Source organism: Microbacterium sp. CH1 (assembly GCF_001595495.1).
GTDB lineage: Bacteria > Actinomycetota > Actinomycetes > Actinomycetales > Microbacteriaceae > Microbacterium.
On sequence record NZ_LOSO01000019.1, the window covers coordinates 74,143 to 98,930 of the forward strand.

General features: G+C 70.5%; 23 protein-coding genes. 14 read left to right on the plus strand and 9 right to left on the minus strand.

Annotated features, from left to right (window positions below; translation table 11 throughout):
* Positions 1-79: 79 nt before the first annotated feature.
* From AUV07_RS13940 to AUV07_RS17675, 4 genes are all read right to left on the minus strand, one after another.
* On the minus strand, positions 80-709 hold the full coding sequence (locus tag AUV07_RS13940) for a hypothetical protein (protein WP_157524084.1): 630 nt from the start codon (positions 707-709) through the stop codon (positions 80-82).
* A gap of 50 nt (positions 710-759) precedes the next feature.
* Positions 760-1,080: a PadR family transcriptional regulator gene (locus AUV07_RS13945; protein WP_082802974.1), complete on the minus strand. Its 321-nt coding sequence runs from the start codon at positions 1,078-1,080 to the stop codon at positions 760-762.
* 55 nt (positions 1,081-1,135) lie between these two features.
* The gene (locus AUV07_RS13950; protein WP_157524086.1) at positions 1,136-1,891 is read right to left on the minus strand and encodes a DUF2599 domain-containing protein; all 756 of its coding nucleotides are present in this window, start codon (positions 1,889-1,891) and stop codon (positions 1,136-1,138) included.
* Positions 1,892-2,153: 262 nt separating this feature from the next.
* Entirely contained in the window at positions 2,154-2,597 is a 444-nt protein-coding gene (locus AUV07_RS17675) for a hypothetical protein (protein WP_062637046.1), read from the minus strand.
* A gap of 246 nt (positions 2,598-2,843) precedes the next feature.
* Between AUV07_RS17675 and AUV07_RS13960 the strand changes: the two genes are divergently transcribed.
* The 6 genes from AUV07_RS13960 to AUV07_RS13985 all read left to right on the plus strand — a co-directional run bounded on the left by AUV07_RS13960 (position 2,844) and on the right by AUV07_RS13985 (position 11,048).
* Complete coding sequence (locus AUV07_RS13960) at positions 2,844-3,698, plus strand: carbohydrate ABC transporter permease (RefSeq protein ID WP_174235390.1); 855 nt, start codon at positions 2,844-2,846, stop codon at positions 3,696-3,698.
* Positions 3,695-4,600, plus strand: coding sequence for a carbohydrate ABC transporter permease (locus tag AUV07_RS13965; RefSeq protein ID WP_025105392.1), 906 nt, complete (start codon positions 3,695-3,697; stop codon positions 4,598-4,600). The genes AUV07_RS13960 and AUV07_RS13965 overlap by 4 nt, the downstream gene beginning before the upstream one ends.
* 50 nt (positions 4,601-4,650) lie before the next feature.
* Positions 4,651-5,976 (plus strand): extracellular solute-binding protein, encoded by a 1,326-nt coding sequence (locus tag AUV07_RS13970; protein WP_062637048.1) that lies wholly within the window; start codon positions 4,651-4,653, stop codon positions 5,974-5,976.
* An 11-nt stretch (positions 5,977-5,987) separates the two neighbouring features.
* Positions 5,988-7,793, plus strand: a complete 1,806-nt coding sequence (locus AUV07_RS13975) for a BNR-4 repeat-containing protein (RefSeq protein ID WP_062637049.1) — start codon at positions 5,988-5,990, stop codon at positions 7,791-7,793.
* 37 nt (positions 7,794-7,830) lie between these two features.
* Positions 7,831-10,092 carry an FAD-dependent oxidoreductase gene (locus AUV07_RS13980; protein WP_062637051.1) on the plus strand — a complete coding sequence of 754 codons (2,262 nt, stop codon included), beginning with the start codon at positions 7,831-7,833 and terminating at the stop codon, positions 10,090-10,092.
* A 68-nt stretch (positions 10,093-10,160) separates the two neighbouring features.
* Positions 10,161-11,048 (plus strand): LacI family DNA-binding transcriptional regulator, encoded by an 888-nt coding sequence (locus AUV07_RS13985; protein ID WP_231868279.1) that lies wholly within the window; start codon positions 10,161-10,163, stop codon positions 11,046-11,048.
* Between the two features lie 11 nt (positions 11,049-11,059).
* Here AUV07_RS13985 and AUV07_RS13990 read toward each other — a convergent pair whose 3' ends face one another.
* A complete protein-coding gene (locus AUV07_RS13990) occupies positions 11,060-11,869 on the minus strand; it encodes a DeoR/GlpR family DNA-binding transcription regulator (protein ID WP_062637053.1) in 810 nt (269 codons plus the stop codon).
* A gap of 80 nt (positions 11,870-11,949) precedes the next feature.
* Between AUV07_RS13990 and AUV07_RS13995 the strand changes: the two genes are divergently transcribed.
* The 7 genes from AUV07_RS13995 to AUV07_RS14025 all read left to right on the plus strand — a co-directional run bounded on the left by AUV07_RS13995 (position 11,950) and on the right by AUV07_RS14025 (position 18,335).
* Positions 11,950-12,924 carry an acetylxylan esterase gene (locus AUV07_RS13995; RefSeq protein ID WP_062637055.1) on the plus strand — a complete coding sequence of 325 codons (975 nt, stop codon included), beginning with the start codon at positions 11,950-11,952 and terminating at the stop codon, positions 12,922-12,924.
* Positions 12,925-13,047: 123 nt separating this feature from the next.
* Positions 13,048-13,623 carry a glucose-6-phosphate isomerase family protein gene (locus tag AUV07_RS14000; RefSeq protein WP_025105385.1) on the plus strand — a complete coding sequence of 192 codons (576 nt, stop codon included), beginning with the start codon at positions 13,048-13,050 and terminating at the stop codon, positions 13,621-13,623.
* Positions 13,624-13,632: 9 nt separating this feature from the next.
* A complete protein-coding gene (gene xylB, locus AUV07_RS14005; RefSeq protein WP_062637057.1) occupies positions 13,633-15,123 on the plus strand; it encodes a xylulokinase in 1,491 nt (496 codons plus the stop codon).
* Positions 15,123-16,100: a phosphoglycerate dehydrogenase gene (locus AUV07_RS14010; RefSeq protein ID WP_231868280.1), complete on the plus strand. Its 978-nt coding sequence runs from the start codon at positions 15,123-15,125 to the stop codon at positions 16,098-16,100. Before xylB ends, AUV07_RS14010 begins: the two co-directional genes overlap by 1 nt.
* Complete coding sequence (locus tag AUV07_RS14015) at positions 16,097-17,047, plus strand: shikimate dehydrogenase family protein (protein ID WP_062637059.1); 951 nt, start codon at positions 16,097-16,099, stop codon at positions 17,045-17,047. Before AUV07_RS14010 ends, AUV07_RS14015 begins: the two co-directional genes overlap by 4 nt.
* Complete coding sequence (locus AUV07_RS14020; protein WP_062637061.1) at positions 17,047-18,015, plus strand: phosphotriesterase family protein; 969 nt, start codon at positions 17,047-17,049, stop codon at positions 18,013-18,015. Before AUV07_RS14015 ends, AUV07_RS14020 begins: the two co-directional genes overlap by 1 nt.
* Positions 18,016-18,038: 23 nt before the next feature.
* Positions 18,039-18,335 (plus strand): putative quinol monooxygenase, encoded by a 297-nt coding sequence (locus tag AUV07_RS14025; protein ID WP_025105380.1) that lies wholly within the window; start codon positions 18,039-18,041, stop codon positions 18,333-18,335.
* A 537-nt stretch (positions 18,336-18,872) separates the two neighbouring features.
* On the opposite strand, the gene AUV07_RS14030 is transcribed toward AUV07_RS14025, so the two are convergent.
* The 4 genes from AUV07_RS14030 to AUV07_RS14045 form a co-directional block, all read right to left on the minus strand.
* Positions 18,873-19,874 carry an ABC transporter substrate-binding protein gene (locus AUV07_RS14030; protein ID WP_025105379.1) on the minus strand — a complete coding sequence of 334 codons (1,002 nt, stop codon included), beginning with the start codon at positions 19,872-19,874 and terminating at the stop codon, positions 18,873-18,875.
* Positions 19,875-20,008: 134 nt separating this feature from the next.
* Positions 20,009-21,043, minus strand: coding sequence for an ABC transporter permease (locus AUV07_RS14035; RefSeq protein WP_025105378.1), 1,035 nt, complete (start codon positions 21,041-21,043; stop codon positions 20,009-20,011).
* Positions 21,043-22,545 (minus strand): sugar ABC transporter ATP-binding protein, encoded by a 1,503-nt coding sequence (locus AUV07_RS14040; RefSeq protein WP_025105377.1) that lies wholly within the window; start codon positions 22,543-22,545, stop codon positions 21,043-21,045. Before AUV07_RS14040 ends, AUV07_RS14035 begins: the two co-directional genes overlap by 1 nt.
* 179 nt (positions 22,546-22,724) lie before the next feature.
* Positions 22,725-23,594 (minus strand): sugar phosphate isomerase/epimerase family protein, encoded by an 870-nt coding sequence (locus AUV07_RS14045; protein WP_062637063.1) that lies wholly within the window; start codon positions 23,592-23,594, stop codon positions 22,725-22,727.
* Between the two features lie 186 nt (positions 23,595-23,780).
* Between AUV07_RS14045 and AUV07_RS14050 the strand changes: the two genes are divergently transcribed.
* Positions 23,781-24,782, plus strand: coding sequence for a LacI family DNA-binding transcriptional regulator (locus AUV07_RS14050; RefSeq protein WP_062637065.1), 1,002 nt, complete (start codon positions 23,781-23,783; stop codon positions 24,780-24,782).
* Positions 24,783-24,788: the final 6 nt, after the last annotated feature.

The window sequence follows — 24,788 nt, forward strand, 5'->3', positions numbered from 1 at the left end:
CTCCGACCGTAGCCAATCGATAATCGAGTAGCAAGGATCGATACTGATCGTTTCGGATCCGCGGACTCAGTGGGCGACCTCAGTGCATCGCGGCGGCGGCAACATGACGTTCGGCGCGATGGAGGAGGATGACCGCCGTCAGGGCCCCCAGCGCGATGAACACCGTGGTCAGGATCGGGAGGACGAACAGCAGGAACGCGGCACCGCCGAACACGACGACAATGACGCCGACGGCGACTGCGCTCACCAGAGAAAGCTGTCGGAGAAGGGGACGGATGAGCACAGCCACTGCCATCCCGTTGAGCGCCACCGCGGCACAGGCGACGGCGAGGAGTGGGGCCATGAGTAGCTGCCCGGCGGCGACGCCGACGTACCAGAACTCGCACACAATGCTCGTCGCAACCGATCCGGCCACCCCGAGAACGACCGCCAACCACGGGGCCTTCAAGACGCGCGATGACGCCTGGGCTGCGAGACCCAGCGAAACGATGGCGAGGGCGGGAACGACCCCCGTGAGGCCGATCCGCCCCCACGCGGCGCCTGTCTCGGTGAATGCAGCGCTCAGCAGAAAGGATGCGCTCGCAACAGCGACACCGACGCAGAGAAGCGCAACCCCGATCGCCATCGACCACCGCCCCCGGAACATCGACGCGATGACCTCCTCCTTCCACCGACGCTCGGGGTGATCGAGATGCGCCTCCGTGAGCATGTCGCGCAGCACCCGCTCAGTGCCAATGTTCGCGCCGTCGCCACCGGTGCTCATGCGAGGGACTCTCGACCGCTCAGCGCACGAAGAGCCGTCTCGGACCTCACGGCCATCAGACGCGCCTGGGTCTTGAGTTCTGTCGATCCCGCGGACGTGATCGAGTAATAGCGACGGACGCGCCCATCCACGATCTCGTCACCGGCCGGCTCCACAAGCCCCCGACGTTCCAGCTTGGCGAGCGCGGCGTACACAGTGGCGACGCCCGGCGGTCGACCCGATGTCTCTCTGATCTGCGCGACCACTCCATAGCCGTGGCGCCGCGCGGACGTCAGCGACGTGAGGATGTCGAACTGCAACGACGTCATCTCTGTCATACCCGGAGCCTAAGAAGCGGATACATTCCTGTCAACGAGAATATGCCTCGGAGCGCTAGTTGCAGCCTGAAGCAATCCACCTCGCTGCGCTCTTCGCGGGCTTCCACGTTTCGAGATTCCACTGCGCATCGAACCCGGCGAATCCCATGTGGCAGATGTACTGCCCCTTCGCGGAGGCATTCATACGCGGCCGCTGCGTCGAGGGCATCTTGTTGTAGAGCTCGCTCCAGCCTGCTTCACCGACAGCCTGATACGCGAGCGCGCCCGTGATGGTTCGAGCAAAAGGGGTGGGATTGACGTTCAGCTTGTAGCCATTGTTCGCAATGTAGCTCCAGTAGAAACTGCTCACGAGGTCGATTCCGAGCCATGGATCGGCAACCACGGGGAACGCGGTCGACGGATCGACCTGGACGTGCTGGACCAAAGCATCGCCCTCGACAGTGTAGGAAGTGGAAACGGGGTGGCCGTTCGCGTCAGTGGCCCAGGGCGCAGCCACAAAAAAGTCCGGAACTCCCTCCGCGTTCAAAGCAACGACCGAGCCGTCCTTCTCATCCAGCACAAGCCGTGTTCCGGCATCCATGTTGAACGTATACCGGTAGGAGGTGGGGGCGCTCGCATCATTCATTACCGAGTGGATCGCGACTGAGCCATCCTCCAGAGTCACAGGAACGATGTCGCTCGATTCGCCGTCCGACAGGACCGGCACCCCCTCGATGAGAGCGGAGTCCGCATTCGACGAGACCGGTAACGTCACGGAAACCGCGCCGGTAGCACTATCGACGATGAGCACATTTCCCTCAAGCGCCTTCACCTGATCGTCCGCGAGCGCGACTTCCCCTACTACTGGCGAGACATGCGCGCCCTTCCCTTACGAGGTGCGGCTCGCCTCGCAACCCTCCGACTATGACGCGCGATCGCCACGAGGGTTAACTGTGAAAAAATCCAGTTCACCGTAAAAAATGCTCCCCTTGAGCGACCCCTTGACCAGGGGCTCCGCTCCAGGCCTCACCGATTCAGGATGTCGTGATCGCCCACTCCCCAGGAGGAATCGGCGACTCTCGGAGCTGCCGGCGCTAGTCCTCCCGGGCCGCGAGGAGGGAGGTCGGGATGTGCCCGACAGCGAGGACGATCGCGGCGAGTGCGATCCACGGGTTCTGCAGCCAAGCAGCTGCGCCGAGGAAGGCGGCCACCGGCGCGAGGGCCATCGGGACCGGGATGCCGAGGACGGTGTCGAACAGCGCCGACCCGGGCCGGCCGCGGCGGAGGTAGCGGATCCAGAGGGCCCCGTACGCGAGCACCGCCAGCGCCACCGGCACCGCCCACGCCCACGCGATCGGGCCGGCCGCCGTGATCGCAGGGACCGTCATGCAGAGCGCCTGCCCTGCCCTCTCGAACACCAGGAGTACTCGGGGCACCGCCGGGCTCTCGAGCTTCGGTCTCGGCGGGAAGGGGATCAGCAGCAGGTTCGGCAGGAAGATCGCGAGACTCACCGCCAGGCCGAGCAGTGAGAACCCCATGTCGTGATCGTACCGAGGGCTACTCCCAGGGAATCAGTTCACAAAACAAACCACTTTCCACCACTTTCTGACTATTGCGCTCTCCAGTTGACGCCGCTGTAATCTGCCGGAAATACTGAGGAAGCCCGAGACCGCACCGCGAGAGTGCGGACACATCACCCCAGGCCAAGGATGACCTAGATGACAGAACAGACCATTTCCTCACAGATAGGAACAGGTCGCCGGCCCCGTCGCCTCTCGGACGGGATGTTCGCGCTCCTCCTCACGGCTCCCGGCCTCGCGCTCCTCGCCGCCGTCGTCGTGTACCCGCTGATCACGGCCCTCATCACCGCGTTCTACAAGCAGAGCCTCGTCGAGCCCGGCCGCGAGTTCGTCGGCTTCCAGAACATCGTCGACGTGCTGACAGGTGAGTTCTTCCCGCTCCTCACCCAGACGCTCGTCTTCACCCTCGGCACGACCATCGCGCCGTTCGTGATCGGCTTCGGCCTCGCCCTCGCCCTGAACACGCGCATCCGCGGCGCCAAGGTGCTCCGCGGCCTCATGCTCATCCCGTGGCTGATCCCCGGCGTGGTCGTGTCGTTCCTGTGGATGTGGATCTTCAACGCCAACTACGGCGTGCTCAACGCGGCCCTGGAGACCGTGGGCCTCATCGACTCCCCGCAGGCGTGGCTCGCGAACCCCACCACCGCCATGATCGCCGTGATCGTCGCGAAGACCTGGCAGTCGTTCCCCTGGATGATGGTCATGCTCCTCGCCGGCCTGCAGACCGTGCCGATCGAGCTCCACGAGGCCGCCGAGATCGACGGCGCCGGCACCATCCGCCGCTTCTTCTCCATCACGGTCCCGCAGATGAGCGGCATCATCGGCCTCGTGATCCTGCTGGAGTTCATCTGGAACTTCCAGCACTTCGACATCATCTACGTCCTCACCGGCGGCGGTCCCGCCGGCTCCACCCAGACGTTCGCGACCGCCGTCTACGAGACCGCGTTCGACGGCTTCGACCTCGGCCACGCCGGGGCGATCGGCCTGCTCTGGATGATCCTGCTGATGGCGCTCGTCGTCGTCTACGTCCGCCTGTCCGAGAAGGGAGAGAAGCGATGACCGCCGTGCTGACCGAAGAGACGGTGGCCGCCGTCTCCGCCCCACCCGCCGCGCCCCGCCGTCGGCGCCACCGTGCCGACCGCCGCGCCTCCACCGTGAGCGCCTGGATCGCCGTCGTCGTGTTCGGCGGGTTCGCCCTGCTGCCCGTGTACTGGCTGCTCGCGACCTCGCTCACCCCGCGCACCGAGGTGTTCAGCTACCCGCCGAAGCTGTTCCCCACCGAGATCACGTTCGAGGCCTACGCCGCGCTCGCGAACAACCCGGCCCTGTTCGGCTACCTCCGCAACAGCATCGTGGTCTCCGTCATCACCGCGATCCTCTCGGTCCTGGTGTCGGCGTACATGGGCTACGCGTTCTCGAAGTTCCGCTACCGCGGCCGCCGCAGCCTCATGTACTTCGTCCTGGCCTCGCAGATGTTCCCGCAGGCGCTGCTGCTCATCACCCTCTACGCGGTGTTCTCGGCCTACGGCCTGCTCAACACCTACACGGCGCTCGTGCTGTCGTTCACGACGTTCACGCTGCCGCTGTGCGTGTGGATGCTGAAGGGCTTCTTCGACACGATCCCGGACGAGCTCATCGAGGCCGCCCGCGTCGACGGTGCCTCCCGCCTCCGCATCATCCACTCGATCGTGCTGCCGCTGGCCGCGCCCGGCCTCATCGCCGCGGGACTGTTCGCGTTCGTCCGGGGCTGGAACGACTTCATCTTCGCCCTCACCCTCGCCGGTCCCGATAAGCAGACCCTGCCGCCCGGCCTCGTCAACACGTTCATCGGCGAGGCGTCCACCGCCTGGCCGGAGCTCATGGCGGCTTCGCTCGTGGTCTCGCTCCCCGTGGCCATCGCGTTCATCGCCCTGCAGCGCTTCCTCGTCGGCGGACTCACCGCCGGCGCGGTCAAGGGCTGACCCGCACCACCCCCTCATCCGCAGTCCCTCGAAGAAGAGAGAGCACCCCCATGTCCGAGAACACCACCGTCTCCCGTCGCCAGCTGCTGCAGTTCGCCGGGCTCGGCGCCGCCGGCCTCCTCCTCGCCGGTTGCATGCCGAGCGGCGGCGGCAGCGGCAGTCCGTCCTCCTCCCCCGGCGCCGGGCTCGGCGCGGGCGACTTCACCGCCACCGACTTCTCCTTCTCCAGCTGGTCGCTCACCGAGGAGGCCGCCGCCCCGGCCACCCGCGCGCTGCTCGACGGCTACAAGAAGACCAACGACGTCGGCATCACCGAGGTCTCCTTCCCCTACAACGAGTACTTCAAGCAGCTCATGCTGCAGGTGCGCGGCGGGCAGTTCACCGGCGCCGCGCACGTCGACGTCGCCTGGCTCGCCTCGCTGGCCGCGCTCGGGAAGCTGGAGGACGTCTCGGCGCTCACGAAGGGGCGCGGGTACACGGCCTCGAGCCTGGAGGCCACGCAGCTCGACGGGAAGCAGTACGCCTTCCCCTGGACCATCGGCGCGATCGGCCTCATCACGAACTCCGAGCTGCTGACGAAGGCGGGGATCTCCACGTTCCCGACGACCGTCGACGACTTCGAGGCGGCGCTGAAGAAGCTCAAGGCCCTCGGCGGCGGCCTCATCCCCTACGCCGCTTCGACCAAGGCCGCCCAGCTCAAGGACGTCCTCATCTGGATGCAGACGTTCGGCAGCGACCTCGTCAAGGACGGGAAGGTCACGATCGGCGACGACGCCAGCATCGAGGCGGTCACCTGGTACAAGTCTCTGTACGACCAGGGGCTCATCGCCGCCGACGTCGATCGCTTCGACGCCCGCTCGCTGTTCGCCCAGGGCCGCGCCGCCATCTACGACGACGCCCCCGTCGGTCGCGCGTCCGTCACGAAGGACTCGCCGGATCCCGACCTCGCCTCCAAGCTCGTGCCCGAGTCCCGGCCGGTGCTGAAGAAGGGCGACACCCCGCGCGCCCTCGTCTGGGGCGGTGCCATCGCCATCGTCGGCGGTGGCTCCGGCGACAGCACCCGCACGGCCGCAGACTTCGGCCAGTGGGCCACGAGCGACCTGAAGGCGGTGCTCGGCGACTACGAGCTGCGCGGCCTGCCGCCCGTGACCGAAGAGGCCCAGGCCTCGAAGGAGGTGGCGTCCGACGCGTTCGGCTCGCGCTTCGCCGAGAAGATCACGGCGACCGCCACCACCAACCCGTTCTGGCAGTACCCGCAGTACGCCCAGATCGAGACGGTGATCGCCGACCGCGTGCAGGCCGTCCTCGTGGGCCAGCAGAGCGCCAAGGATGCGATGGCGCAGGCCGGCGACGACGCACAGAAGCTGCTGGGCTGAGGAGCATCGCCATGACCCTCCGCTCGAAGGTCGGCGCCACCGCTGCCGCCGCCCTCGCCGCACTCGTCCTCGCCGTGCCCGCTCCGGCCGCCGCCGCGACCCCCGACGTCGAGACCGTCCCGGTCACGGTCGACAGCTCCAACCAGTCCGGCTGGTGGAACCCGCTCGTCGTCGACGGCGACGAGACGTACTTCGCCTACAACGTGCCCGGCTCGGTGGCCGCGAAGCATCAGGTGAACCTCGCCGTCCGCGCCGCCGACGGCACGTGGACCTCGGGCTGCCTGCGGCTGGCGACCGGGGCCTGCGCCGAGTACGCGGACGACAACGGCCACAACCAGCCGTCCATCGCGATCGACGGCGACGGATACATCCACGCGTTCGTCTCGATGCACCACGAGCCGTGGAAGTACTTCCGCTCCACCGCGCCCTACGACGCGACCTCGCTCGTCGACGTGAGCGCGGAGATGCCCGACGCCGGGGCCGCGGTCTCCTACCCGGTCACGGCGCAGGGAGCCGACGGCGACATCTGGCTCATGGTGCGCATCGGCGCCGACCCGCAGGCTCGCCGCGACGGGGTGCTGTACCACTACGACCCCGTGGCCGGGACGTGGAGCCGCGAGACGACGATCGCCGCCGCCGTGAACCACTCCTTCTACCCGGACGACCTCGAGGTCGATGCCAGCGGCAAGGTGCACGTGCTGTGGGAGTGGGGCCCGTGGCCCGCTGACCCCTACCGCCACCTCGGCTCCTACGCGGTGTACGACCCGGCCGCAGGCGGCTTCCGCGACGTCGCCGGGCAGGCGCTGCCGACCCCGATCCGCCCGGACACCCCCGGCGCCGTCGTGTGGCGCGGCTACGAGCCTGGCGAGGCCATCGGCGACGCCGTGCCCGCGGTGCAGACCGCGAAGATGGCCCTCGCCGACGGCGAGCTCGTGGGCGTGACCTACCGGTACGCGGACGAGACCGAGAACGCCTTCGACGTGCGGTGGGCGACCTGGACCGGCTCCGCCTGGACGAGCGAGACCCTCGTGGACACGGACGCCCTCGGTGGCGGCGTGCAGACCATCGCGGCGCTCGACACCACCACCGCCGGCGGGGAGACCCGCGTCTACGCCGTGGTGTCGGTGCAGGACTGCGGCATCACCCGCAGCCAGACGGTGCTGCTGACCGCCGGGGCCTCCGGATGGACCGCCGACACCGTGGGCGATCCGGTCGTGGGCCAGCAGCGCCTCCGCGCGGCGACCCGCACGGACGGCACCGACATCGTCTACCTCAGCGCCCCCGCCGTTCCCAGCGGCGGCACGCTGCGGCACGCCGAGATCCCGCGCGACGGGCAGCCGGGGGCGACCACCCTCCCCGCCATCGTCGCCTCCCTCCGGGGCGACGCCGGCGGCGAGAACCTGGCGCTCGGCGGCACCGCGACCGCCTCGTCCCAGCTCCGCGCCGACACCGGCCCGGAGAAGGCGATCGACGGCGGCTGCACGGATGCGAGCCGGTGGATCTCGGCGGCCTCCGACACCCAGCCGACCATCACGGTCGAGTGGGACCAGGCCGCGCCGCTGGACGTCGTCCGGGTCCGCAGCGGATACACGGTCGGCCCGCCGCAGACCTCCGTGCTGCGGGACTTCACCGTCCAGCTGCGCACCGCGAGCGGCTGGGTCACGGTCGGCACCGTCACCGGCAACACACAGACGACGGTCGTGGTCGACGCCCAGGGGCGGACGGCCGATGCCGTGCGCCTCGTCATCACCGACCCGTCCGACTCCGCCACCGACGTCGCCCGCGTCTACGAGATCGAAGCGATCGCCGCGCGCTGAGCGGCATCATCCCCCCTCCCGAAAGGAACCCATCCCCATGCGCACCCAGACCGTCGAAGCCGACATCATCGTCGTCGGCGGCGGCCTCGCCGGAGTGAGCGCCGCCGTCGCGGCCGCCCGCCTCGGCCGACGTACCGTGCTGATCAACAACCGGCCGGTGCTCGGCGGCAACTCCTCCTCGGAGGTGAGGGTCTGGGTGTGCGGAGCGACCGCCCACGGCAACCAGCGGTGGGCGCGGGAGACCGGGATCATCGGCGAGATGTACCGGGAGAACCAGTTCCGCAACCCCGAGGGCAACCCCGTGTACTGGGATGACGTGGTGCTCGACATCGTGCGCCGCGAGCCCAACCTCACGCTGTTCCTCAACACGGAGGTGCTCGAGGCCGAGGCCACCGGACCCGACGACGCCCGTCGGGTCCGGTCGGTCACCGGCTGGACGATGGGCTCGGAGATCCGCACCGTCTTCCGCGGGCCGCTCTTCCTCGACTGCACCGGAGACGGCCTGGTCGGGCGACTCGTCGGCGCCCGGCACCGACTGGGCAAGGAGAGCCGCAGCGAGTTCGGCGAGGACTGGGCGCCCGAGCAGCCCGTGCGCGAGTTCCTCGGCTCGACGCTCCTCTTCTATACGAAGGATCTCGGGCACCCGGTGAAGTACGTCGCGCCGGAGAGCGCGAAGGACATCTCGACCACCCCGATCCCCTCGTCGCGCATCATCCGCAGCGGCGACAGCGGCGCGCACTACTGGTGGATCGAGTGGGGCGGCACGCTCGACATCGTCGACGACAACGAGGCGATCCGCGACGAGCTGCGGTCGGTGATCCTCGGCATCTGGGATCACATCAAGAACTCCGGCGAGTTCGACGCCGACAACCTGACCCTGGAGTGGATCGGCAACATCCCCGGCAAGCGCGAGTACCGCCGCTTCATCGGCGACTACACGCTGCGCCAGCAGGACATCCTCGAGCAGACGTCGTTCGACGACGGCGTCGCGTTCGGCGGCTGGTCCATCGACCTCCACCCCGCCGAGGGGATGTACGCGACGGGGGCGGGCGCGGTGCAGCGCTTCTCGGACGGCGTCTTCGAGATCCCGTTCCGCTCGCTCTACTCCGTCAACGTCGACAACCTGCTCATGGCGGGCCGCGACATCTCGGCCACGCATATCGCCTTCGGTGCCGCCCGAGTGATGGCCACGTGCGCGGCGATGGGTGAGGCCGCGGGCACCGCCGCCGCCCTCTGCTACGCGCACGACGCCACGCCCCGGGAGCTGTACGAGCACCATCGTGCGGAGCTCCGGCAGACGCTGCTCCGCGCCGACGCCTCCCTCATCGGAGTCGCGAACGAGGATCCCTCCGACCTGGCCCGCACCGCCGCCGTCACCGCGTCCAGCACCCTGCGCACGATCGGCACACCGGAGAGCACCGTGGCCGCGGTGACCCCGCACACCCTGACGGACGACCTCGGCATCGTCGTCCCCGTGCACCCGCGCCTCGACACGACCGAGCTGCTGCTCGGCGCCGAGGCCGACACGCAGGTCACGGTGGAGGTCTGGTCCACGGGCCGCCCGCAGAACATCGTGCCCGCGGTGCTCGAGCACCGCACCGTGATCGACGTCCCCGCCGGTGGTCCGTCCTGGGTGCGGGCGGAGACGCCTTTCGCCCCGGAGGACCCGCAGAACGCGATCATCGTGCTCCGCGCGAACCCGCAGGTGCAGGTGCAGCTCGCCGACGAGCTCCCACCAGGGGTGCTCACCCTCGTGCACCGGGTCGACAACGACGACCGGAACGTGCAGGTCGACCGCGACGGTCTCCTCGTGCAGTGGCCGACCAAGCCGCTGCGCGGACGGGTGCCCGCGTTCCGCACGAGCCCGCGCTCCGAGGCCGTCGCGCCGGAGCGCGCCGTCTCCGGGTACAACCGCCCGTTCGGCGGTCCGCACCTGTGGGCGTCCGCCCCGGAGGCCGAGGGCCCGCAGTGGCTGCGCCTGGACTGGGAGCAGCCCGTCACGGCCTCCGAGATCCGCCTGGTGTTCGACGACGACGTGGACCTCGAGCTCAACACCCTGCACCACCACCGCAGCCCCGACGAGGTGCTGCCCCAGCTCGTGCGCGACTACCGGGTCGAGGTGCAGCAGGCGGGTTCCGAGGAGTGGCGCACCGTGGCGGAGGAGCGCGACAACCGCCATCGCCTGCGGGTGCATCCGCTGCCGGAGGACCTCGGCGCCCTCACGGCCGCCCGCCTCGTGGTGGAGCGGACGAACGGCGTCGCGGAGGCACGCGTGATCGCGTTCCGAGTGCAATCGTGACGGAGAGCGCTAACGTGAAGGGCATCCGTCGTCCCGGCGGAGACCGTCGTCCCTCCAGGAGGCCGCAGGTGACCACCTCGCCCGGCGGCCGCGTGCTCCCCGTCGCGCGGGCCACCCGCACGGGACTCATCGCGCTCGCGGTGCCGCATCTGGAGGAGCCGTACTTCGCGGAGCTCGGCTCGCGCATCGTCCGCGGCGCCGACGACCGGGGCCTGGCGGTGCTCATCGTGCAGACCGAGGGCGACCACAGCCGCGAGATCGACGTCGCCAACGGCGTCGGCCTGCCGCCCATCGACGGGCTCATCCACATCCCGCGCTCGCTCACGGTCGCCGACCTCACGCGCCGCACCTCCCCCGGGCCGCTCGTGCTGCTGGGCGAACACATCCAGGTGAGCCCGTTCACGCACGTCACGATCGACAACCGCGCCGCCGCCTACACCGCCACCGAGCACCTGCTCGCGGTCGGCTGCCGCCGCATCGGCTTCGTCGGACGCCGCGACGCCCGTCCCTCGGACGCCGCCGACCGTCGGCACGCCGGGTACCTGGAGGCCCTGGCGGCCGCCGGGATCCCCGCCGACCCCGCCCTCACCGCGCAGGTCGACGCCTTCACGGCCGAGGAGGGCGAGCGCGTGGCGGGCGCCATGGCCTCCGCGATCCCCGATCTCGACGGCATCGTCTGCTCGAACGACTCGGTCGCCCTCGGTGCACTGGCCGCTCTCCAGGCCCAGGGGCGGAGCGTTCCGGGAGACGTCGCCGTCGTCGGCATCGACGACATCCGGGCCGCGCGCTTCGCCGTGCCCGCCCTCAGCACCATCGCCCCCGACCACGCCCGCCTGGTGGACGCGGCGTTCACGGAGCTCGAACGGCAGATCGCCGCGCCGCCGGGAGCCGATCTCCCGGTGCGGCACGTGACGGTCGGCGCCCGGCTGATCCCGCGGGCGAGCACGGCCCGATGACGGCGGCGGACTCAGTCCGCGAGGGCCGTCGCGAGCGCACGCTCGTCGCCGCCGTCGCGCGCCGCGACGTGCAGGGTGCCGACGTGGGCCGCGAGCAGCTCCCGTGCGCCGTCGTCGAGGCCGTCGTCGGTGACGAGGCGGTCGATGTCGCTGAGGTCGGCCACGGTCGTGAGTCCGACCACGCCCCAGCGGGTGTGCTCGGCGAGGACGACGACCTCCCGCCCCGCAGCCATGAGCGCCCGGTTGGTCTCGGCCTCCAGCAGGTTCATGGTCGTGATGCCGGCCTGCTCGTCGAGGCCGTGGGCGTCGAGGAACACGAGATCGCAGTGCAGGTGCTCCAGGGCGCGGACCGCGACCGGCCCGACGAGGGCCTGCGAGGGCGTGCGCACGCCCCCGGTGAGCACGACCGTCTGCGTGTACGGAGCGTCGGCGCGATCCGGCGGCGAGAACAGGTCGGAGACCGGCAGGGCGTTCGTGACGATCGTGAGCTCGGGGACGCGCACGAGCTCCCGCGCGAGTGCCAGGGCCGTGGGTCCGCCGGAGATGCCGACCGCCATGCCGGGCTCCACGAGATCCGCGGCCGCCGCGACGATCGCCCGCCGTTCGGCCGAGGCCGCCGGAGCCGGAACCAGACGCTGGAGGCCCCGCGCCCGCACGCCGCCACGGATGCGCTCGACCGCGCCCTCCTCGGCCAGCTGATCGATGTCGCGCCGCACGGTCATCTCGCTCACCTGCAGCGTGGCCGCGAGCTCGCCGATGGACGCGGTACCGCGATCGCGGGTCAGGGCGAGGATGCGCTCGCGTCGTTCCGTGACCAGCACGCGGTCTCCTTCCGATGGAGCCTCCAGTCTGCCATGCACCCCCGCCCGCCCCACTCCCGGAACAGGATCCCTCAGCCCGCATGACCTTCCCCGAGCCCTACGCCACCTGGTTCCCCGATGCCGCGTTCGACGGCAGCTACGGCCGCACCGAAGCCGACCTCCGCGCGGTCCGCCCCGTGCCCGCGCCCCCCGGTTTCGCCGACCGCTGGCGGCGCTGGCGGCGCGAGGCCGCCGCGGTGGACGCGGCCCCCGTGGTCCTCTCCACCTCCGAGGAGCAGGGCCGTCGGGTGTCCGTCGTCGAGCATGCCGGCGTCGACGGTGTGCGGCTGCGGGCCTGGGTGGTCGAGCCCCTCGACGGCCCTCCCCGCGCGGGCGTCGTGCACGGCCACGGCTACGGTGGTCGCGACGCGGTCGATCTCGCCCGGGTGCCGGACGACGTCGCGGCGATCTATCCCGTGGCCCGCGGGCTCGGCGTGCTGAACGCGGGGATCGGAGCGCCCGAGCCGACCCCGGAGCACGTGCTCGCGGGCATCGACGATCCGGAGCGCTACGTGCTCGGCCTCTGCGCCCGCGACCTGTGGCTGGCGGCCGACGTCCTCGTCTCGGTCGTCGGGGCGCTTCCTCTCTACTACGTCGGGGAGAGCTTCGGCGGCGGCATCGGCGCGCTCGCCCTGCCGTGGGACGACCGGTTCGTGGGGGCCACCCTCATCGTGCCCAGCTTCGGCCAGTACGACGAGCGGCTGGCGGTGCCATGCCTGGGGAGCGGGGAGACCGTGCGTCAGCACGTCCGGCGGCACCCCGAGGCCCGCGAGGTGCTGCGCTGGTTCGACTCCTCCACCGCGATCGGCTTCTCAGCGGTGCCGGTCCGGGTGGAGGCGGCCCTGTGGGACCAGTACGTGCCGCCGCAGGGGCAGTTCGCGGTCGCCGCCGGGGCCCGCGACCTCGACCTGGCCGTCCTCCCCGCCGGTCACGCCGAGTACCCGGGGTCGGCGGACGTGACGGCGGGCGCCATCCGCGGCGGACGCGAGCACCTGGAGCGTGTGCTCGCCGGCTGACGACCGTCGCGCGCGCGTCCTCCTCCGCGCAGGAGAGCACTGGACGCAACCTGTCATAACAGGTACAGTGAGCTTGTCATTACAGGTTGCGCGACGACGCAGCACCCGTTTCGAGGAGCATGGATGCCCGAGTACCAGACCCCGCCGATCTCCCCGATGGCGATCGCCTTCGACGCCGAGAAGCTCACCCTCTCCCCCGAAGGCCCCACCTTGACCCGGCGGATGTCCGACCTCGAGGGCCTGTTCCGCGACCACGACGCCTGGGCGGCCGCCGCCGCGGGCGAGGACCCGATCGTCTACACGGTCGTCAGCTCCCCGGTCCCCGAGATCGAGCGGGAGCTGCCGCAGTCGATCACCACGATCATGCCCGGCGACACGGGCGGCGAGCTCTGGATGACGAAGGGCCACCAGCACCCCGACCACCAGGGCGAGATCTACCTCGCGCTGCACGGCCGCGGCGGACTGCTCATGTTCGACGGCGAGCGCACCGAGTGGCTCGACATGCTCCCCGGCACCATCGGCTACATCCCGCCGGGCTGGGCGCACCGCTCCGTGAACACGGGGGACGAGCCGTACTCCTTCCTCGCGGTGTACCCGGGAGGCGCCGGCCACGACTACGGCTGGGTGCTGGAGCACGGCATGGGCTCGCGGGCGTTCCGCGCGGAGTCCGGCGTCGACCTGCGCCCCTACGCGGAATAGGCTCCGGCCATGATCATCGCCCACGACCTCGGCACCACCGGGAACAAGGCGTCCCTGCACCACGACGACGGTCGTCTGATCGCCGCGGTCACCGTGCCGTACCCGGCCCACTTCGCGGCCGGCGGCGTCGCCGAGCAGGACCCGGCGGACTGGTGGCACGCGGTCGTCACGGCGACCCGCGACCTCCTCTCGCGCACCGGCACCGCCGCCGCCGAGGTCGCCGGCCTCGTGGTCAGCGGGCAGATGATGGGCGCCGTGCTGCTCAACGCCGACGGCGAGCCCGCGCGGCCCGCGATCATCTGGGCCGACACCCGCGCCGGCGCCCAGCAGCGCGAGCTCGAGGCGGCGGTCGGCGCCGAGCGCGCCTACGGGATCCTCGGCCACCGTCTGAACCCCACCTACTCCCTCGAGAAGATCATGTGGGTGCGCGACAACGAACCCGCGGTGTGGCAGCGCGTGCGCCGGGTGTGCGTCGCCAAGGACTTCATCGTGCTGCGGCTGACCGGGCGCCTCGCCACGGACCGCTCGGACGCCTCGGGCACCAACGCCTACGACCAGGTCGCGGGCACGTGGTCGCCGGAGATCCTCGCGGCCGCGCGGCTCGATCCCGCCCTCTTCCCCGAGATCCTGGAGTCGACGCAGATCGCGGGCCCGCTCACGCCCGCCGCGGCCGAGGCGCTCGGGCTGCACACCGGCGTCCAGGTCGTGATGGGCGGGGGCGACGGACCGCTCGCCGCGGTCGGCTCCGGCGTCGTGGCCCCGGAGGACGGCGCCTACGTGTGCCTCGGCACCTCCTCGTGGATCTCCTTCGCGGCCGACGCCCCGCTGCACGACCCCGCGATGCGCACCTTCACGTTCGACAACGTCGTGCCCGCGTCGTTCGTGCCGACCGCGACCATGCAGGCCGGCGGCGCCTCGGTGCAATGGATCGCCGAAGCCCTCTCCGTCGACCCGGCGCACCCGGAGACGGGGCGCCTCGTCGCCGAGGCCGCGAACGACATCGACACCGACGACCTCTACTTCCTCCCCTACCTGCTCGGCGAGCGCTCCCCGCTGTGGGACCCGGATGCGCGCGGGGCCTTCGTCGGTCTCGCCCGCCACCACGGGCGGGCCCACCTCGTGCGCGCGGTCCTGGAGGGGACGGCGTTCAACCTCCTCACCTGCATCCAGGCGTTCCGCGAGGCCGGCGCGACGATCGACCGCATCGACGCGGTCGGCGGCGGGGCGCAGAGCGACGTCTACCTCGCCGTCCTCGCCGACGTGTGGGGCGTGCCGGTGCGACGCCGCACGATCGTGGAGGAGGCGAACAGCCTCGGTGCCGCGGTCACGGGAGCCGTCGGCCTCGGCCTCACCGACTTCTCCGCCGCGCGGGCGCTCAGCGAGGTCACCGCCGAGTTCACGCCCGACCCGTCCCGGCATGCGGTCTACGCCGAGCGCCACGCCCGCTTCACCGACGCGTACGCGGCCCTCGCACCGTGGTTCGCCGGAAGGCCGCACTGATGGGCGTCATCCTCGTGACGAGCCGCTCCTTCTCGGACGGCGACCTCGACCTGGTCGGGCGCGCCGCGCAGGCCGGACACCGCATCCTCCGCGGCCCCGCCCATCACGACCTCGACGAGCTGCGCGTGCTGCTGCACGGTGCCGACGCCTGGATCGCCGGCACCGGACCGGTCACCCACGCGCACCTCGCTGCCGGCCCGAAGCTCAAGGTCGTGGCGCGCTACGGGGTCGGCACGGAGGCGGTGGACCTCGCGGCGGCGCGCGACCGCGGCATCCCGGTCACGAACACCCCCGGCGCGAACGCGGATGCGGTCGCCGACCACGCGGTCGGCCTCATGCTCGCCGCCCTGCGCACCATCCCGGACGGCGACCGCCGCGTGCGGACCGGCGACTGGAGCGTGCGCCGCGGACGGGAGCTCGGCGCCGCGACCGTCGGCATCGTCGGCTTCGGGCGGATCGGCCAGGGGGTCGCGCGGCGACTGAGCGGGTTCGGTCCGCGGCTGCTCGCCTCCGACCCGTTCCTCCCCGCCGACCTCGTGCGGGACCACGGCGCCGACCCCCTCGGCCTCGACGACCTGTTCCGCACCGCCGACGTGATCACCCTGCACGCCCCCGGCGGGCAGCGCCTCGTCGACGCCGACCGCCTCGCCGGGATGCGACCCGGCACTGTGCTCGTCAACACCGCCCGCGGCGACCTCGTGGACGAGCAGGCCGTGGCGGACGCGCTGCGTGACGGCACCCTCTCGGGTTACGCCGCCGACACTCTCGACGGCGACACCGCCGCGCACGACAGTCCCCTGCTCGACTCGGCTCTCGCCGACCGCGTCATCGTCACCCCGCACCTCGGCGCCCAGACCACCCAGGCCGTCGACAACATGGGAGAGCTGTCGCTCGCGGATGTGCTCGCCGTCCTCCGCGGCGCCGACCCCGCCCACCCCGTGCCCCTGCCCGCGTCCGCTCCCGAGGAGAACCGATGACCACCGCCGCGACGTCCGCCGCACCGTCCGCCACCGCCGACTACATGGGCTTCGTCGGCGTCACCACCGCCTCCTCGTCGATCATGAAGGTGTTCCCGCTGTGGGCCGACATCCTCGGCCTCCCCACCCGGACCCTCGTGGGCCACGATCTGCCGATGGATGCCGACCCCGCCCAGTACCGCGCCATGGTCGAGCAGATCCGCGACGACCCGCACCACCGCGGCGCGCTGGTCACCACGCACAAGATGAACGTGTACGCGGCGGCGTCCGACCTGTTCGACGAGCTCGACCCGTTCGCCGTGTCCTGCGCCGAGATCTCCAGCATCGCCAAGCGCGGGTCCACGCTGTCCGGCCGCGCGAAGGACCCGATCACGGTCGACCTGGCGCTGCGCGACTTCCTCCCCGCCGACCACTTCGCGCGCACCGGTGCCGAGGTCGTGATCCTGGGTGCGGGCGGATCGGGCACCGCGCTGAGCTGGGCCCTCGCCGAGCGGGAGGATACCCCGGCCCTCATCACCGTCACCGCGCGCACGCAGGACAAGCTCGACCACCTCCGCGAGGTGCACCGCCAGCACGGCACCCCCGAGGGACTGCTCCGCTACGTCGTCACCGAGACGCCGGAGGAGGCCGACGCCCTGGTCGCCGCTGCGCCCGCGGGATCGGTCATCGCGAACGCCACCGGGCTCGGCAAGGACCGCCCCGGCTCCCCGCTGACCGACGCCGTCGTGTTCCCCGAGGGCGCGTACGTGTGGGAGTTCAACTACCGCGGCTCGCTGGAGTTCCTGCACCAGGCCGAGGCACAGGAGGACGACCGCGGCCTGCACGTGGTCGACGGCTGGCGGTACTTCATCCACGGCTGGTCGCAGGTCGTGGCGGACGTGTTCGACCTCGACCTCACGCCCGAGACCGTGGAGCGCCTCGCGGAGGCCGCGGAGTCGGTGCGCTGATGCCCGCCGTGCGGACCGTCCTCGGCGACCTCGACCCGTCGCGGCTCGGGCGCGTGGACTACCACGAGCACCTCTTCCAGGTGTCGCCGCTGCTGGTCGGGGACGAGCTCGACGACGAGGCCGCGTCCGGCGAGGAGGCCGGTCTGCTGCGGGCGAGCGGCTTCGAGGCCATGGTCGACGCCACCCCGTTCGGCCTCGGTCGAGACCCCGCCGCCGTCGCCCGCATCAGCGCCGCGACCGGACTGCACGTGGTCGCCACGACGGGTCGGCACCGCGAGGCCCACTACGGCCCCGATCATCCGATGCAGGTGTGGGGCGCGGACCGTCTCGCCGCCCTGTTCGTGTCCGACCTCACGCGGGGGATGCCGGCGGACGACGCCGCGGTGTTCGAGACGCCCGACGTGCCTCTCGCGGCGGGGCCTGACGGGCAGCCCGTCCGCGCCGGCATGCTCAAGGGCGGGGCCGACTACTGGCGCCTCAGTCCGTTCGAGCGCACGACCCTCGTCGCCGTCGCTCAGGCGCACCGGGAGACCGGAGCCCCCGTCATGGTGCATCTGGAGTTCGGCACCGCCGCCCACGAGGTCCTCGACCTGCTGGCGGCCGAGGGGGTGCCGGCAGATCGCGTCGTGCTGGCCCACGCCGACCGCGATCCCGATCCCGGTCTGCACGTCGCGTTGGCCGAGCGCGGCGCACACCTCGGGTATGACGGCTTCGCCCGCCCGCGCACCCGCTCCGACGCCGAGCTGCTGGCCCTCACGGTCGCCGTGGTGGAGCGAGGGGCCGGTGACCGGATCCTGCTCGGGGGCGACGTCGCCCGGCGCACCCGGTACATCGCCTACGGCGGCATGCCGGGACTCGCCTACCTCGGCGACCGCTACCTCCCCCGGCTCCGCGAGGCCGTGGGTGACGACGCCGTGCACCGGATGCTCGTGACGACCCCCGCGCGCTTCCTGGCCCTCCACTCCTGACCACCCGAAACCGAGGAGTCGTCATGCCCGAACCCACCGTCCTCCACGCCGTCTTCACCGCGCAGCCCGGAGCCGCCGACCGGGTCGCCGCGCTGCTGCGGGACTTCGCCGAGGTCGTCCGCGCCGAGGAGGGCAACATCGTCTTCGACGCCCACCGCCTCGTCGACGACCCTGACCGCTTCTTCGTCTACGAGGTCTACCGCGACGAGGACGCCTTCCAGGCCCACCTGCACGCGCCCGCCGGCGTCCCCTTCAACGCCGCCCTGCAGGAACTCATCGTCGAGCCCACCTCGATCCTCACGTTCCTCCGCCCCCTCTGACCCCACCCCGTCTGCCCCCTCCGTCTCCGTCTCCTCCGTCTCGCCGTTTCACCTGCACGACCCCGCGACGCTCGAACGCCCACTCCGGCCTCCCGCCGTGCCCCCCTCCCCTCGTCGTGCATCCGTCCCTCGTCGTGCATCCGTCCCTCGTCGTGCCCCCGCCCCCCGGGCTGACTGTCCCCTCGGGCTGACCGTCCCCCGTGCCGAACGGCTCCACTCGACCATCCGGTTTCACTTGCACGCCCCTGTCACGACGGCACGACCGAACCGCCCATCCGGCCACACATCAGTCCCCGCGTCGTGCTTCCGTCCCACCCTCGGTCCCACCCCAGGCCCAGACCCAGACCCCAGACCCCAGACCTCCCCGACCCCGGACCCGGTTCATCTGCACGATCCCGACACGGGTGCACGAGGAACCCGGGGATCCGGTCGTGCAGCCGCCTCGGGATCGTGCAGTCGGACCACGGACCACGGACCGGAGTCCCCCCGGACACGACGAAGCCCCCCGCCCGAAGGCGAGGGGCTCCGTCGTGCGGGTCACTCGTAGAGGACCGCGGCGATCTTGTCGTCCTCGATGTTGTTCTTGTCGTACCAGTAGGAACCGGTGTCGTAGAACTCCTCGACGTCGTCCCCGTTGGCCGCGTCGTAGGCCGCCTGCACGACCTGGGCGCCGATGCCGATCGGGTCCTGCGTGATGGCGCCGGCCATGGTGCCGTCCTTGATGGCGTTGATCTGGGCCGCACCGGAGTCGAAGCCGACGATGGTGATCTTGCCCTTCTCGAGGCCGAGCTCGTTCACGGCGTTCACGACGCCGATGGCCGAACCCTCGTTGGTGCCGTAGATGCCCTTGAGGTCGGGGTGGGCCGCGATGAGCGTCTTGGCGATGTCGGCCGACTTCAGGTGGTCGCCGTCACCGTACTGGATGTCGACGATCTCGATGTCGGGGTAGTCCGCCTCGATCTTCTCGACGAAGCCGTCGCGACGCTCGACACCGGTCGAGTTGATCTGCGAGTGGCCGACGATGGCGACCTCGCCCTCGCCGCCGATCAGCTCGGCCATGTGCTCGGCCGCCAGCGCGCCGGCGACCTTGCTGTCCGTCGCGGAGAGGCTGAGTCCGACGTCGCCGTTGCACGGAGCGTCGAAGTAGACGACGGGGATGTCCTTCGACTTCGCCTGCTCGAGCGGGGCGACGCACGCCTCGGGGTCGAGGGCGGCGTAGGCGATGGCGTCCGGGTTCTTGTCGATCGCGGCGGTCAGCATCTCGAGCTGCTGCGCGATCTCGGTCTCGGCGGCCGGGCCCTCGAAGGTGATCTTGACACCCAGCTCCTGGGCCTTCTCCTCCGCGCCCTTCTTGACGGCCTGCCAGAACTGGTGCTGGAAGCCCTTCGAGACCATGGCGATGTACATCTCGCCGTCGCCGCTGCCGGTGTCGCCGCCCGAGCCCTCTTCGATCACGTCGCCGCCGCCGGCACAGCCGGCGAACACGAGCGCGGATGCGGCCACGAGTGCCGCGAATGCGGTCTTCTTGCCGAATTTCATGGAAACTCCGTTGTTCTGTGTGGGTGCCGGCCAGGACCGGCGGGTGGACATTCGTGGTGCCTGTGCGGAGGGTTCCGCGGGGTCCGGCCGGAGCCGGGGACGGCGGCGGGCACGGGTTTCGCCGCCGCCGTGTCTCAGGTCCGCTGGCGGTTGCGCAGCGAGTCGAGGAAGACGGCCAGCAGGACGACGACGCCGACGACGATGTTCTGCCACTCGGGCTGGATCGACATGATCCGGAGGCCGTTGACGAGGACGCTCATGATGAGCGCACCGATCACGGTGCCGAGGATCGAGCCGCGGCCGCCGAGCAGCGAGGTGCCGCCGATGATCACGGCCGCGATGGCCTGCAGCTCGTAGCCGGTGCCGATCTGCGGCTGGGCCGAGTCGAGGCGGGCGGCGATCACGATGCCCGCGATGCCGGTGAAGGCGCCGGCGAACATGTAGATGAGGATCGTCCAGCGGCGGGTGTTGACGCCGGAGAGGCGCGTGGCCTCCTCGTTCGATCCGATCGCGAAGGTGTACCGGCCGAGCAGCGTCTTCGAGAGCACGAGCCAGGCGACGATCGCGAGGGCCGCGGTGATGAGCACCGCGTTCGGGATGCCGGGGATGAGCACGCCGAGCGCGATCTTCTTGAAGTCGGGAGCCGAGGTCGAGAAGTAGATCGGCGCGACGTTCGAGATCACGAGGGCGAGGCCGCCGGCGATCATCATCATGGCCAGCGTCGCGATGAACGGAGGCAGTCGCAGGAACGTGATGTTGACGCCGTTCACCAGCCCCATGAGCACACCGGTCGCGATGCCGCCGAGCACGCCCACCCACACCGGCAGGCCGAGGTTGGTGATGAGGACGCCGGTCATCACGGCGCAGAGCGCCATGCCGGTGCCGATCGACAGGTCGATGCCGCCCGTGATGATGACGAACGTCGTGCCGAGGGCGAGGATGCCGATGACCGCGGTCGACAGCAGCACGGTGGCGATGTTGCTGAAGGTGAAGAAGTTCGGGCTGGCGATCGAGAAGAAGATGACCAGGACGATCAGGGTGCCGAACGCGAGCGACTGCTGGAACTGCCGCTTGAGGAACCCGGCGACGTCGCGCTTGTCGGTGTCCTCGTTGACGGCCGTCTGGATGATCGTCGTCGTCGACGATCCGGACTGCTGTGGGGTGCTCATCAGTCTTCCTCCCCGTGGGCTGCGAGTTGCATGATCTTCTCCTGGCTGGCTTCCTCGTTGCGGAGCGTCCCGGTGATGCGACCGTTCGCGAACACGGCGATGCGGTTCGCGACCCGGAGGATCTCGGGGAGCTCCGACGAGATGACGATGATGGACTTGCCCGCGTCGGCGAGCTGCTGCATGAGGCGGTAGATCTCCTCCTTCGCGCCGACATCGATGCCTCGCGTCGGCTCGTCGAAGATGAGGATGTCGCAGTCGCGCATCAGCCACCGGGCGATGACGACCTTCTGCTGGTTCCCTCCGGAGAGGAGCTTGACGACCTGGTTGACCGACGGGGTCTTCACCCGCAGCTGCTGGACGTACTCCTTGGTGCGATTCTTGGCCTTGCTGTCGCCCATCCAGCCGATGCCGTTGGCGTAGGAGCCGAGCGACGCGAGCACGGTGTTGAAGGTGACGTCCTGCTCGAGCATGAGGCCGAGCAGCTTGCGGTCCTCGGAGAGGTAGCCGACGCCGTGCTTGACCGCGTCCGCGGGCTGCGCGATGCGGACGGTGCGCCCGCCGATCGTGATCGTGCCGCCGTCGCGGTGGTCCGCGCCGATGACGGCACGGGCGGTCTCGGTGCGGCCGGCGCCCATGAGGCCGGCGAATCCGAGGATCTCACCCTTGTGCAGCTGGAACGACACGTCCTTGAGGAGCTTCCGCGTGGAGAGCCCCTGCACGTCGAGCACGATGGGGTCGTTGAGGTGCTCCCGCGCCTGCGGGCGGGTGCCCTCGTCGATCACGCGGCCGACCATCATCTCGATGATCGTCGGGATCGTGATCTCGGACTTGTCGAGTGATCCGATGTATGTGCCGTCGCGGAGCACGGTCACCCGGTCCGCCAGGCGGCGCAGCTCGTCCATGCGGTGCGAGATGTACACGATGCCGGTGCCACGGGCCTTGAGCTGCTCGATGAGGACGAAGAGGGTCTCGACCTCGCTGTCGGTGAGGGCCGACGTCGGCTCGTCCATGATGAGGACCTTGGCGTTGAAGGACAGCGCCTTGGCGATCTCGACCATCTGCTGCTCGGCCACCGTCAGCTCGCCCACGCGCTGGCGGGGGTCGAGGTGGATGTCGAGACGCTGCAGCAGCTCGGCCGTCTGCCGGTTGAGCTTCCGCTCCGACAGGAACGGGCCCGTCGTGGGCTCGCGGCCGACGTAGATGTTCTGCGCGACCGTGAGGTCGGGCATCAGGTTGAGCTCCTGGTGGATGATCGTGATCCCCAGCTCCTGCGCCTGCAGCGGGCTGGTGAGCTCGACCTCCTGCCCCTCGAACGTGATCGTGCCCTCGTCCTTGGTGTAGATCCCGGAGAGGATCTTCATCAGGGTGGACTTGCCGGCACCGTTCTCACCCACGAGCACGAGCACCTCGCCGGCGCGCACCTCGAGATGCACGTCCTTCAGCGCCTGGACACCGGGGAATCCCTTGCTGATCCCCTCGACCCTCAGGATGGGTCCACTCATGCGCTCACCTGCTTCCTTGAAGGTTCTGTCGCGATTGCGGCGGACCGTTCCGCCGTAAACATCGGATCAATTCTGCGACTTGCACCCGGGTCAGTGCAAGTTGTATCTAAATGTATCTAACGATCGGCGGCGAGGGAAGACCTGTAATAACATCTTGGTCTCGAACCGCCGCCCGGGCGTCAGTGGAGGCGGATCGAGTCCACCGCGACGAGCTTGTCGCGGATGTAGGTGTTCGCGTGCGTACTCAGCTCGTCGTTGTCGGTCCAGAGGTTGCGCCAGATGCCGAGCATGCGGCTGAGGTCGGGCGCCACCACCGCCGAGGAGAACGACTCGAACACGATGGGGCCGTCGTAGCCGATGCGCCCGAGCGCCTTGAAGAACGCGTCGAAGTCGACCGTCCCGGTGCCGAGATAGCCGCGGTGGCTCTCGCCGATGTGCACGTACCGCAGGGCGGGAGCCGCATCGAGCACCGGCGCGAACATATCCGACTCCTCGATGTTCATGTGGTACGTGTCCAGGTGGATCCCGAGGTTCGGGCGGTCGACCTCGCCGAGGTACGCCAGCGCCTGCCGTGCGGTGTTCAGCACGTTGGTCTCGTAGCGGTTGACGACCTCGAGCGAGACCGAGACCCCCCGCTCGGCGGCGTGGTCGGCCACCCGGGCGATCGTGCGACGGCTCGATGCGAGACCCTCGGGCGTGACCGGATCCATGTACTTCTTCATCGCGCTGTAGATCACCCCGCAGAAGTGCGTACCGCCCAGCTCGGCGAGCACGTCGACCGCGCGGAGCAGGAGTGCCTCGCCCGCGGCGACCACGGTGGGGTCACTGCTCGTGATGTCGGTCTCGTCGGAGAGCCCGAGCGAGGCGCTGACCGCGAGTCCGTGCTCCGCGAGGGCGGCCTGGGCGGCGGCGACGTCGAACGAGAACGGGTCCATAAGCGGGAACTCGATGAGGTCGAAGCCCGCCTGCTTCGTCTTCTCGACCGCGAGCCGGATGCCGTCCGCGTCGAAGGTCCCCGTCCAGACGAGTCCGTGGCAGCCGATGTTCATGAGCGCTCCTCCGGCGGGTGTCCGGCACCGTCGCCGCGTGGACTTGGCACGTTACAAGTCCGATGTGCGAGTCACGCTACGTCGCCCTCCGCCGGGGTGTCAAGAACTTTCTTGGCACGTTACAAGTCCTCCGCTAGCCTGGGCCTCGTCCGGCCGCGCCTGCGGTCCCATCGCCGAAGGAGGACCATGCCCGCGAGCGTGAAGGATGTCGCGGCTCTCGCGGGGGTCTCGGCGTCGACCGTGTCGAACTACCTCAATCACCCGCACGTCCTCGGCGCCGCCAGCCGCGAGCGCGTGCGGGCGGCGATCGCCGAGCTCGGCTTCGTGCCGAACGAATCGGCTCGTCAGCTCCGCGCCGGGTCGAGCAAAGCCCTCGCCCTCATCCTCCTCGACGCCTGGCTGCCGTACTTCAACGACCTCTCCCGCGGCGTCGACGACGTGGCCCGCGAGGGTGGCTGGTCGCTCTTCTTCAGCGACAGCGCGCGGGATGCCGCCCGCGAGGAGCAGAACATCGACATGTTCGAGGCCCACCGGGTGCAGGGCATCGTCATCTACCCGCGCGGCGATGTCGTGCCACGGCTGGAACAGCTCGCGACCCGCGGGATCCGCGCGGTGGTCGTCGGCCCCATCCGGGATTCGCCCTCCGTCGCCGCGGTCACCTTCGACGACCGCGGCGGCGGACGGCTGGCCGGGGAGCACCTGCTCTCCCTCGGCCGTCGCCGCATCCTGTTCCTCGGAGCCCCGACGGTGAGCCAGTCGAACGATCGCCTCGCCGGGCTGCGCGACGCGGTGGCGGGGACCGACGCCCACATCTCCGTCCTCGACGTCGAGCATCTCACGACCGAAGACGGCCTCCGGGCCGGGGCGCACCTGGCGGAGCTGCCCGCGGAGGAGCGCCCGGACGCGGTCTTCGCCGCGAACGACGGGGTGGCCCTCGGCGTGCTGACACAGCTGCTCCGCCACGGCATCCGGGTGCCGGAGGAGATCGCCCTCGTCGGGTTCGACGACGTGGCCGCCGCACACCAGGGCGTGGTGCCGCTGACGAGCATCCGGCAGCCCGGCTACGAGATCGGTCGCGCCGCCGGGGCCGCGCTGCTGCAGCTCCTCGCCGATCCGACCGCCGCGCCTCCGGCGCCCACGCCGTTCCCCGCCGAGCTCATCGTGCGGGAGTCGACCGTCGGGCGCTGAACCCCC

Bases quoted from the DNA above. Each gene is read 5' to 3' on its own strand.
- AUV07_RS13940 (WP_157524084.1), bottom strand. From the start codon at position 709: ATGCTCACGGAGGCGCATCTCGATCACCCCGAGCGTCGGTGGAAGGAG.
- AUV07_RS13945 (WP_082802974.1), bottom strand. From the start codon at position 1,080: ATGACAGAGATGACGTCGTTGCAGTTCGACATCCTCACGTCGCTGACG.
- AUV07_RS17675 (WP_062637046.1), bottom strand. From the start codon at position 2,597: ATGGGGTTCTCACTGCTCGGCCTGGCGGTGAGTCTCGCGATCTTCCTG.
- AUV07_RS13960 (WP_174235390.1), top strand. From the start codon at position 2,844: ATGTTCGCGCTCCTCCTCACGGCTCCCGGCCTCGCGCTCCTCGCCGCC.
- AUV07_RS13965 (WP_025105392.1), top strand. From the start codon at position 3,695: ATGACCGCCGTGCTGACCGAAGAGACGGTGGCCGCCGTCTCCGCCCCA.
- AUV07_RS13970 (WP_062637048.1), top strand. From the start codon at position 4,651: ATGTCCGAGAACACCACCGTCTCCCGTCGCCAGCTGCTGCAGTTCGCC.
- AUV07_RS13975 (WP_062637049.1), top strand. From the start codon at position 5,988: ATGACCCTCCGCTCGAAGGTCGGCGCCACCGCTGCCGCCGCCCTCGCC.
- AUV07_RS13980 (WP_062637051.1), top strand. From the start codon at position 7,831: ATGCGCACCCAGACCGTCGAAGCCGACATCATCGTCGTCGGCGGCGGC.
- AUV07_RS13995 (WP_062637055.1), top strand. From the start codon at position 11,950: ATGACCTTCCCCGAGCCCTACGCCACCTGGTTCCCCGATGCCGCGTTC.
- AUV07_RS14000 (WP_025105385.1), top strand. From the start codon at position 13,048: ATGCCCGAGTACCAGACCCCGCCGATCTCCCCGATGGCGATCGCCTTC.
- xylB (WP_062637057.1), top strand. From the start codon at position 13,633: ATGATCATCGCCCACGACCTCGGCACCACCGGGAACAAGGCGTCCCTG.
- AUV07_RS14010 (WP_231868280.1), top strand. From the start codon at position 15,123: ATGGGCGTCATCCTCGTGACGAGCCGCTCCTTCTCGGACGGCGACCTC.
- AUV07_RS14015 (WP_062637059.1), top strand. From the start codon at position 16,097: ATGACCACCGCCGCGACGTCCGCCGCACCGTCCGCCACCGCCGACTAC.
- AUV07_RS14020 (WP_062637061.1), top strand. From the start codon at position 17,047: ATGCCCGCCGTGCGGACCGTCCTCGGCGACCTCGACCCGTCGCGGCTC.
- AUV07_RS14025 (WP_025105380.1), top strand. From the start codon at position 18,039: ATGCCCGAACCCACCGTCCTCCACGCCGTCTTCACCGCGCAGCCCGGA.
- AUV07_RS14030 (WP_025105379.1), bottom strand. From the start codon at position 19,874: ATGAAATTCGGCAAGAAGACCGCATTCGCGGCACTCGTGGCCGCATCC.
- AUV07_RS14035 (WP_025105378.1), bottom strand. From the start codon at position 21,043: ATGAGCACCCCACAGCAGTCCGGATCGTCGACGACGACGATCATCCAG.
- AUV07_RS14040 (WP_025105377.1), bottom strand. From the start codon at position 22,545: ATGAGTGGACCCATCCTGAGGGTCGAGGGGATCAGCAAGGGATTCCCC.
- AUV07_RS14045 (WP_062637063.1), bottom strand. From the start codon at position 23,594: ATGAACATCGGCTGCCACGGACTCGTCTGGACGGGGACCTTCGACGCG.
- AUV07_RS14050 (WP_062637065.1), top strand. From the start codon at position 23,781: ATGCCCGCGAGCGTGAAGGATGTCGCGGCTCTCGCGGGGGTCTCGGCG.